Source organism: Pseudoduganella buxea, assembly GCF_009720835.1.
Classification (GTDB): Bacteria; Pseudomonadota; Gammaproteobacteria; order Burkholderiales; family Burkholderiaceae_D; genus Rugamonas; species Rugamonas buxea.
The window spans coordinates 1-8,558 of sequence record NZ_WNKZ01000149.1 but is presented as its reverse complement, the minus strand read 5'-3'; the positions used below and the strand labels follow the sequence as shown (position 1 = coordinate 8,558).

Sequence of the window (8,558 nt, the reverse complement as noted above, 5' to 3'; positions counted from 1 at the left end):
GGCGTCGTGCCGGCCGGGCCCGGCAGTGCCGGCGTGCCGGGGCTGCCGTTGCTGCCCGGCAGCAGCACGGGCGCGCGCACCGTCACGTCCGGCTTGCGGCGGAAGTTCGCTTCCGTGCCGGCAGAGAATTCCGACGCGTCCGCCAGCGGGCGCTGCACATTGCGGATCAGGCGCGGCGTGATCGACAGCACGATTTCCGTCTTCTGGTTGTCGTCGCTGCCCGTGCCGAACAGGCGGCCCAGGATGGGCACGTCGCCCAGGCCCGGCACCTTGTTGCCCGTCTTGCGCTCTTCGTTGTTGATCAGGCCCGCCAGCACCTGGTTTTCGCCGTCCTTCAGCTGCAGTACGGTGGAGGCCTGGCGCGTGCCGATCTGGTAGGCCGTCGTGCCTGTCTTCGTTTCGATGCGGTTGACGATATTCGATACTTCCAGCGACACGACGATGGCGATCTCGTTGTTCAGGTAGATGGTCGGTTCCGCGTTCAGGGTCAGGCCCACGTCGACATAGCTGACGCTTTCCTGGGCGAAGCCGCTGGTGCCGGGCGACACCGTCGTCGTGATGACGGGCACCTTGTCGCCGATCAGGATCTTGGCCTTCTGCTTGTTGCGCACGCGGATGCGGGGATTGGCCAGCAGGTTCGAGTCGCCATCGGTCTTGTTCGCCGTGATCTTGGCCGACAGGGCCGACACGCCGATGCTGGCGCTGTTGATGGTATCGAGGTCGCGCACGGTCAGCACCGAGCCGCCGTTCGAGATCAGCGGCGAGAACGTGGCGCTGGTGGGCCAGGACACGCCCAGCTCCGTCAGGCGCGAACGCTTCACTTCGAGGATCTCCACTTCCAGCATCACTTCCGGTTCGGCCATGTCCTGCATGGCGACGATCTTCTCGGCCAGCTTGATGGCGTCGGCGTTGTCGCGCATGATGACCAGGTTCAGCTTCTCGTCGGCGACGACGTCGCGCGTCTTCAGGATGGTCTTGAGCGTATTGGCCACCAGCTTGGCGTCGGCATTGGCCAGGAAGAAGGTCTTGACGACGGTTTCCTGGTATTCCTTCAGCTTGGCCGCGATATTCGGGTAGATCAGGATGGTGTTCGCGTCCATCACCTGCTGCTCCAGCTGGTTCGTCATCAGCAGGTAGTAGACGGCCGACTCCACCGTGCTGTTCTTGAGCATGATGGTGGTGCGGGCATCGGCCTTGACGTCCTTGTCGAACACGAAGTTCAGGCCGGAACGGCGCGAGATGACGTCGAACACCTGCTTCAGCGGGGCGTCGCGGAACTCGATCGTGATGGGCTGCTTGAACGTCTTGGCCAGCTGCGACTCGCCGCCGCTGGCCGGGTTCTTCTCGCCGATCTCGCGCTGCAACTGGCGCGCACGGGGCTGGTCCGGCTTTTCCGTCAGCACGACGTCGACCTTGGCGCGGGCCTGCTCGTATTCCTTGCGGGCCACCAGGTCGGCAGCCTCGGCCAGCAGCTTGTCATGCCGTTCGGCCATGTCGAGCGCGCGCAGCGCGCTGCGGGCCCGCTCGTTCTGCGGATTGAGCGCCAGCACGCGCTGGATGTTCTGCAAGGCCAGATCGCGCCGGCCTTCCAGGGTCTGCCGCTCGGCCTGGTCGAGGTAGCGCATCACGGCGCGGTCGCGGGCCTGCAGGTAGGTGGCGCGGTATTGCGCATTGCCCGGGTCGGCGCCGATGGCCTCCTGCAGCTTCAGCAGCCCCGCCTCGACCTGGTCCTGTTCGATCAGGTTCTTCGCGTCCCGATAGGCCATCTGGGCGGCGCAGCCGGACAGCGCCAGGACCATCGCGGACAGGGTGAGCGTGCGGCGCAGGCGGCCCGCGGTGTGCGTGTGACGAGACATCAATCCATGACTCCAATATTGAGCTGCTGCACCTGGTTCAGGGGCAGATAAGTAATCGTCAAGGTGGGTGGCGCGATCGCGTCGATCCGGTACATGCCGTCGATGACCTCGCGGACGTGCGCCACGTAGGTGCGCTCGCCGTTGGCCAGGTAGACCTCCCAGGCGCCGTTGGCCAGGCCCTTGCCGATCACCGTGAACGGCAGCGGCGGCGCCGTCGGTGCCGGCGGCGGTGGCGGCGGGCCGGACGGTTCGGCGGCGACGGCGACCGGCGGCGCGAAGCTCTGGCCGCCGAAGATGCCGCCGCCCTGGAAGGCCGCTTCGCCCGCTTCGCCGATCAGTTCGGACCGGGGCACCAGGCGCAGGATGGTGCCGTCCGCGGCAGCGGCAGCGGCGGCAACGGCAACCGGTGCGGCCGCGGACGTGGCCGTGGCGGTGTCAGGGCGAGGCGCACGTTCCACCGCTTCGGCCACTTCCGTCTCCGGCGTGCTTTCGCCGAACAGCACCAGGCCGGCCGTGGCGACCAGCGCCGCGCCCATCAGCAGGTGGCGCGGCTTCATGGCACCTCCTTCAGGTACAGGGTGAAGCGCAGCCGGGCATCGACGCTGGTGTCGGCGATGGTGTCGCGGCGGAAGTTCACGTCGTCCAGCGCGGCGAACGGCATGGCCGCCAGCGCCTGCAAGGTGAACTGCCAGATCTTCCCGTACGGCCCCTTGACGGGCAAGGTGATCTGGTAGGTGGCCACCTGGGCGCCCTTGTCGTAGCCGAACTTGTATTCGCCCCGGTCCAGCACCAGGCCCAGCTTGGCGGCCAGGTCGAACAGCACCTTGACCTGCTGCTCGGCATGGCGCTTCTGGCCCAGGGTGGCGTAGAAGGCGGCCAGGTTTTCGTTGGCGGTGGGCGGCGGCGCCGCCTCGGCCAGGGTCGACGGTGCCGGCAAGGGCCGCGCCATTTCTTCCAGCTGGGCGGTACGCTGGGGCAGCAGCCAGGCCCACAGCGCCACGCCGGCCAGCAACAGCGCGCCGCACAGGGCGGCGGCCGGGCCGGCCCGCAGCAGGCGCAGGCGCACGTCCAGCATCACGGCCGACAGGCGTATCTCCTTCATCGTCCCCTCCATTGCACTTCGACCTGGAAGCGGATCGGTTTGTTCGGGTCCTGCTCTTCGATTTCATGGCGCACCAGGGCCGCGCCGCTGAAGAACTCCTGCTGTTTGAGCACCTGCACGTAGCCGACCATGTCGTCGCTGGTCTTCGCTTCGGCAGTCACCTTCAGCACGCGCTTGCGCGGGTCCGGTTCCAGCGCCAGCAAGCCGATATTGGCCGGCGTGGCCGCCGCCAGCGCATCCTCCAGCTCGCGCCATGGCAGGTTCAGCTGCATGATGGCCGTGTTTACGGCCGTCGCCTGGGCTTCCGGAATGGCCGTTTCCGGCACGGCTTTCGGCGCCTTCGACAGGGCCCGCTGGCGCGCTTCCAGGCGTTCCAGCTGGGCCGTCCGGATGGCGCGCTGTTCGGCCAGGTCCATCATGGTCCAGGCCCCCAGCACGCACAGCAGCACGCCGGCCAGGCCGGCCGCCGCCATGGCGGGATGCAGCCGGTGCAGGGTGCGCCGCCAGCCCGGCGGCGCGAAATCGATGCGCATGGCTTTCAGGCCGCTCCTCATACCCATCTTCATGCGGGGCTCCCGGCGCGGGCCAGCAGGATGGCGGGCGAAGCGTCGCCGGCCGGCGCGGCGCCAAGCTGGGCACAGGCGACCTGGCCTTCCTGTGCCGGCCGCGCCAGCGCCGCCGGCAACGGGCCGCACAGCTGCACCAGCGATGGTACGGCCAGGCCCAGCAGCAGGGCTTCGCGGTGGACGGTCTGCGTCAGCCAGTAATGGTCGGCGCCGTGGGGCACGGGCACGGCGCGGATGGCGCGCAGCGCCCGGTCGTCGATGGCGGCCAGCGTCAGCATGCGGTCATGCAGCTGGCCGAACCAGGCACCGGCGCGTAACGAGCGGTGCCAGCGGTTCCAGGCCGTGACGAAATGGGGCACCACCTCGACGATGTACATCTGCCGTTCGTCGGCCAGCGCCTGCAGCATGGCCAGCAGCACGCGCGGCATGGCGCAGGCATAAAAACTGTCGCGTGCATCCCAGTCGGCGCTGAAGGTCCAGGCCGATGGCGGTTCGCCATACAGGCTGGCGAAGCGCAGCGCGGCCGCGGCCTCGATATCGGCCAGCCGCGTGGCGCCGGGCGGCGGCGTGACCTGCCATAGGCGGCACAACTCATCGGCCAGCACGATGCCGACGGGCCAGCCGGCCACGTCCTGCCCTTCCAGCAGGGTGCGCAAGGCTTGCGCCAGCGCGGCGGCGCCGACCGGCGTGGCGGCGGCGGTGCCGTCGAGCACCTGCTCGGCCAGCACGGTGACCTTGTCGCCGCGCCAGCGGCTGGTGCGCAGCAGGCTGACGGCCGTGGGCGCGATGCCCAGGCGCAGGGCTTGTCCGGGGAATCTACGCATGCAAGGTCACCCGCTTGATTTCGGTCAAAGTCGTGCCGCCCCGCTTGACCAGTTCCAGCGCCGCCTGGCGCAGGCTGCGCGTGCCGTTTTCATAGGCCGCCTGCTTGACCTGGCGGATCGGGCGCTTCTCCACGATCAGCTCGCGGATCTCGTCGTTCAAGGTGAGGATCTCGGCGATCGAGCGGCGGCCCTTGTAGCCGGTGCCGCGGCAGTCGCCGCAGCCCTTGCCTTCCTTGAATTCGTAGTCGAACACGTCGGCACGGGACAGGCCCACGCTGGCCAGCTCGGCGTCGCTGGGCGTGTATTCGGCGGCGCAATGCGGGCAGTTGATCCGCACCAGGCGCTGGGCCCAGATGCCGTTCAGCGCCGACACGAAGGCATACGGGTCGATGCCCATGTGGGTGAAGCGGCCGAACACGTCGAACACGTTATTGGCGTGCACGGTGGTGAGCACGAGGTGGCCCGTCAGCGCGGACTGCACGGCGATTTCGGCCGTTTCGCGGTCGCGGATCTCGCCCACCATGATCTTGTCCGGGTCGTGGCGCAGGATCGAGCGCAGGCCCTTGGCGAAGGTCAGGCCCTTCTTCTCGTTGACGGGAATCTGCAGGATGCCCGGCAGCTGGTATTCGACCGGGTCCTCGATGGTGATGATCTTCTCGCGCCCGTTATGGATTTCCGTCAGCGCCGCGTACAAGGTGGTGGTCTTGCCCGAACCGGTGGGGCCCGTTACGAGCAGCATGCCGTAGGCTTCCTGCGCCAGGGTGCGCAGGGACACCAGCGACGGCGCGTCGAAGCCCAGCGATTCGAGCGACAGCGAGCCGTACGATTCGATCATGGCGCGCTTGTCGAGAATCCGGATGACGGCATCCTCGCCGTGAATGCTGGGCATGATGGAGACGCGCAAGTCGATCTCGCGGCCGGCGGACTCGACACGGAAGCTGCCGTCCTGCGGCACGCGGCGCTCGGCGATATCGAGCTCGGCCAGCACCTTCAGGCGCGAGATGATCTGCTCGGCCACGTCGATGCCGTTGACGGCCGTGGCATGGTCGAGCACGCCGTCGACGCGGTACTTGACGGCCAGGCCGCCGGACGTGCTTTCCAGGTGGATGTCGGACGCGCCCGCCTTCAGGGCATCGTACAAGGTCGAGTTGACGAGCCGCACGGCCGGGCTGGCCGCTTCGGACACGGAGGCGAACGACAGCACGGCGGCCGTCTTGCCGTCGCGGCGGGAATTGTCCGCGCCCGGCAGCAAGGTGTCCGTGGCGCGGGCCGACTCTTCCTGCTTGGACAGGTAGGCCTGGATGTCGGCCTGCAGGGCCAGGCGCATCTGCAGCGGCGCGTGCGGCGTGGCGCGCGCCTGCGTGCCCAGCCACGTCTGCAGGTCGAGGTCGAGCGGGTCGGCGATGACGCCGACGACGACGCCGTCGTTGGCGCGCAGCAGCACGCACTTTTTCGCCATGGCCTGCGACAGGGGCAGCAGGTCGAAGGCCGGCGTGAAGGCCAGCATCTCGACCGTCTCCAGCACGGCCAGGCCGAAGGGCTGGGCCAGGGCGCGCACCACCAGGCGCGGCTCCATGCCGGCCAGGGTTTCGAGTTCTTCCACCAGCGTGCGTTTCGACTGCACCTGGCGTGCCCGCGCCCGCGCCAGCAGCGCAGCGTCGATGGCGGGATGGATGGCCGGATCGTTCACGACATTTCTCCGGCAAGGTCAAAAATCGGCATATACAACAGTACCACGATGGCGCCCACGATCAAGCCGATGCCGGCCATCAGCAAGGGCTCGAAGGTGCGCGTGAAACGGTCGATCCAGCGGCTGATCTCGCCGTCGTAGAAGGCGGCCGACTGGGTCAGCATGGGGCCCATGTCGCCGGTGCGTTCGCCCACGCGCAGCATGCGCAGCGAGATCGGCGTCGTCAGGCCGTTGGCCTCGAAGGCGGTGGACAGGGGCAGGCCCGCCTCGACCGCCTGGCGCGCCAGCTGCAGGCCGCTCTTGACATTGGCCGACACCATGCCCTGCACCGTCTCGATGGCCTGGACGATGGTGATGCCGCCCTCGGTCAGCATGCCCAGGGTCAGGTACAGCCGCGACAGTTCGTAGATGCGGATGCGCTCGCCGATGGCGGGTAGCCGGCCCAGCAGGCGCAGCAGACCGCCGCTGCCAGCCAGCCGGCGCACGAAGAACACCAGCGCGCCGATGGCCAGCGCCAGGCCGCCGAACAGGGCACCCGTGTGGGCACCGGCGAACTGGCCCCACGACAGCATCACCTGCGACATCCACGGCAGGTTGCGCCCGGCGCCCTGGTAGACTTCGGCGAAACGGGGCACGACATAGCCGATCAGGAACATCGACACGCCGCCGCCGACCAGCAGCAGGATGCAGGGATAGATGGCGGCGCTGACGATCTTTGCCCGCACCGTGTCGATGCGCTGCTGGTAGTCGATATAGCGGGCCAGCGCGCGCGGCAGGTCGCTGGTGCCCTCGGCCGCCTTGACGATGCCCACGTACAGGGGCGGGAACAGCGAAGGCTGCTCGGACAGCACGGTGGAAAAGCGCTGGCCTTCGCGCAGGCCGGCCAGCAAGCGCTCCAGCACGCCACGGGTAGCCGGCGCCGCTTCCTTTTCCAGCAGCGCTTCCAGCGCCTCGACGATGCCGAGGCCGGCGTTCAGCAGCGCCAGCAGCTCCTGGCTGAACAGCACCAGGGAAAGGGCCTTGCCCTTGCCTGGCTTGAAGGCGCCCCGCACGGGATTGATGCTGCTGACGAACAGGCCGCGCGCCTCGACCTGGCGGCGCGCGTCGGCTTCATCGCGGCCGTCGACCACCATGTGGCCGATCGCCATGTCGGGCGACAGGGTACGGACATCGAACTGCATGGGAATGGCGTGCGGGCGTGAGTGGAGCGCAGTGACCTGGTGCGCTTATTGCGAGCTGATGTCGGCGTTGTCGCCGGTACCGCCGGGCTGGCCGTCCTTGCCCAGCGACGTGATTTCGTAGTCGCCCTTGCTGCCGGGCGCCTTGTACTGGTACGGACGACCCCACGGGTCGGCCGGCACGCCTTTTTTCAGGTAGGGGCCGTTCCACTTGGCGCCCGCCGTCGGCGGGGCCGTCATCAGGGCGCCCATGCCCTCTTCCGTCGTGGGGTAGCGGCCCACGTCCAGGCGGTAGGTGTCGAGCGACTTCTCGAACGCCTCGATCTGCGCCTTCGCCACCGTCACTTCCGACTTGCCCAGCTGGGAGAAATACTTGGGACCGACATAGGCCGCCAGCAAACCGATAATGACGATTACGACGAGCAATTCGAGCAAGGTAAAACCGCGCGCGGCACGGGACTGCTGACCATAGAACTTTGCTGCTTGCATCCGAACAAACCTCCGATTTACTACGACAGGAAACATGAAACGGCCGCGCTCGGCTTGTGGCCGGAACCGGAATTGACAGGCGCTGCTGCACGGAGACAGCGTCGCGTCCATATCGCGTCCATAACGCGCACCGGTGTTTCAACGCCCTGCAAGACAGGTGAGATAACACCGAAGGCTACCACGTCATTTAAGGTTTCGACAATTTTTATATTTCGACGTTGCGGTACGGGCCCACTGTCGGGTTTTCCATTGACAGCGCGGGTAACGGTTGAGCAATTTGCATGTATTTATTATATGGGGCCCTGGCCTGTGGTACCGCGTTGGCCCGGGCCCGATTCGGCAGGAAGCCACCCCGACCGGCACAGCCAAGCCGGGCTCAAACCCCGGCGGCACCCCGTGCCACGGCATGTGCCCGGTTGCTCACCCCCAGCAGCTTGTACAGCCGCTGCAGGTGGTTCTTCACCGTCAGCCCGCTGATGCCGAGAATCTGGCCGATCTCGTCGTTGCTCTTGCCTTCGCGCAGCCAGTGCAGCACTTCCGCCTCGCGGGGCGACAGGGCCCGGGTGGCGGCGCGGCGCTCGCCGCCGACGCTGATGCGCTGCAGCGCCAGGTGCATATGGGGCAGCAGCAGTTCGAGGAAGCGCGCCTGGCGCGCGCCTGGCGGGCGCGGCAGACCGCACAGCAGGAAGAAGGTGCTGCCGCCGGGAAGTGCCGGGCTGCCGTGGGCCAGTGCATGTTCCAAGGTCAGCGAGGGGTCGAGGGCCGCCAGCCGGCGCACCAGCGCCCCGCCCGCATCGTCGCCCCGCTGCAGCAGCAAGGGCACGCCGCCACCCCGGCGCCACAGCCGCTGCGC

The 8,558-nt window shown here is 67.9% G+C and carries 9 protein-coding genes; all 9 read right to left on the bottom strand.

Annotation, left to right across the window (positions count from 1 at the left end):
• Positions 1-1,856: secretin GspD/PilQ domain-containing protein (locus GM672_RS26505; protein WP_155473512.1), on the bottom strand; the 1,856-nt coding region annotated here is incomplete at its 3' end.
• A complete protein-coding gene (locus tag GM672_RS26500) occupies positions 1,856-2,413 on the bottom strand; it encodes a hypothetical protein (RefSeq protein WP_155473511.1) in 558 nt (185 codons plus the stop codon). The genes GM672_RS26500 and GM672_RS26505, both read right to left, overlap by 1 nt.
• Positions 2,410-2,958, bottom strand: coding sequence for a hypothetical protein (locus GM672_RS26495; RefSeq protein WP_155473510.1), 549 nt, complete (start codon positions 2,956-2,958; stop codon positions 2,410-2,412). The genes GM672_RS26500 and GM672_RS26495 overlap by 4 nt, the downstream gene beginning before the upstream one ends.
• Positions 2,955-3,524 (bottom strand): PilN domain-containing protein, encoded by a 570-nt coding sequence (locus tag GM672_RS26490; RefSeq protein WP_229417963.1) that lies wholly within the window; start codon positions 3,522-3,524, stop codon positions 2,955-2,957. The genes GM672_RS26495 and GM672_RS26490 overlap by 4 nt, the downstream gene beginning before the upstream one ends.
• Positions 3,521-4,348 carry a hypothetical protein gene (locus GM672_RS26485; RefSeq protein WP_155473509.1) on the bottom strand — a complete coding sequence of 276 codons (828 nt, stop codon included), beginning with the start codon at positions 4,346-4,348 and terminating at the stop codon, positions 3,521-3,523. Before GM672_RS26485 ends, GM672_RS26490 begins: the two co-directional genes overlap by 4 nt.
• Positions 4,341-6,038 (bottom strand): GspE/PulE family protein, encoded by a 1,698-nt coding sequence (locus GM672_RS26480; RefSeq protein WP_170300261.1) that lies wholly within the window; start codon positions 6,036-6,038, stop codon positions 4,341-4,343. The genes GM672_RS26485 and GM672_RS26480 overlap by 8 nt, the downstream gene beginning before the upstream one ends.
• Positions 6,035-7,219 carry a type II secretion system F family protein gene (locus GM672_RS26475; RefSeq protein ID WP_155473508.1) on the bottom strand — a complete coding sequence of 395 codons (1,185 nt, stop codon included), beginning with the start codon at positions 7,217-7,219 and terminating at the stop codon, positions 6,035-6,037. The genes GM672_RS26480 and GM672_RS26475 overlap by 4 nt, the downstream gene beginning before the upstream one ends.
• Before the next feature lie 45 nt (positions 7,220-7,264).
• Positions 7,265-7,705, bottom strand: a complete 441-nt coding sequence (gene gspG, locus GM672_RS26470) for a type II secretion system major pseudopilin GspG (RefSeq protein WP_155473507.1) — start codon at positions 7,703-7,705, stop codon at positions 7,265-7,267.
• Positions 7,706-8,081: 376 nt separating this feature from the next.
• Positions 8,082-8,558 (bottom strand): LuxR C-terminal-related transcriptional regulator (locus GM672_RS26465; RefSeq protein ID WP_229417962.1); only part of this gene is annotated, 477 nt, incomplete at its 5' end.

Coding starts and splice junctions, on each gene's coding strand:
- GM672_RS26500 (WP_155473511.1), bottom strand. CDS start 2,413: ATGAAGCCGCGCCACCTGCTGATGGGCGCGGCGCTGGTCGCCACGGCC.
- GM672_RS26495 (WP_155473510.1), bottom strand. CDS start 2,958: ATGAAGGAGATACGCCTGTCGGCCGTGATGCTGGACGTGCGCCTGCGC.
- GM672_RS26490 (WP_229417963.1), bottom strand. CDS start 3,524: ATGAAGATGGGTATGAGGAGCGGCCTGAAAGCCATGCGCATCGATTTC.
- GM672_RS26485 (WP_155473509.1), bottom strand. CDS start 4,348: ATGCGTAGATTCCCCGGACAAGCCCTGCGCCTGGGCATCGCGCCCACG.
- GM672_RS26475 (WP_155473508.1), bottom strand. CDS start 7,219: ATGCAGTTCGATGTCCGTACCCTGTCGCCCGACATGGCGATCGGCCAC.
- gspG (WP_155473507.1), bottom strand. CDS start 7,705: ATGCAAGCAGCAAAGTTCTATGGTCAGCAGTCCCGTGCCGCGCGCGGT.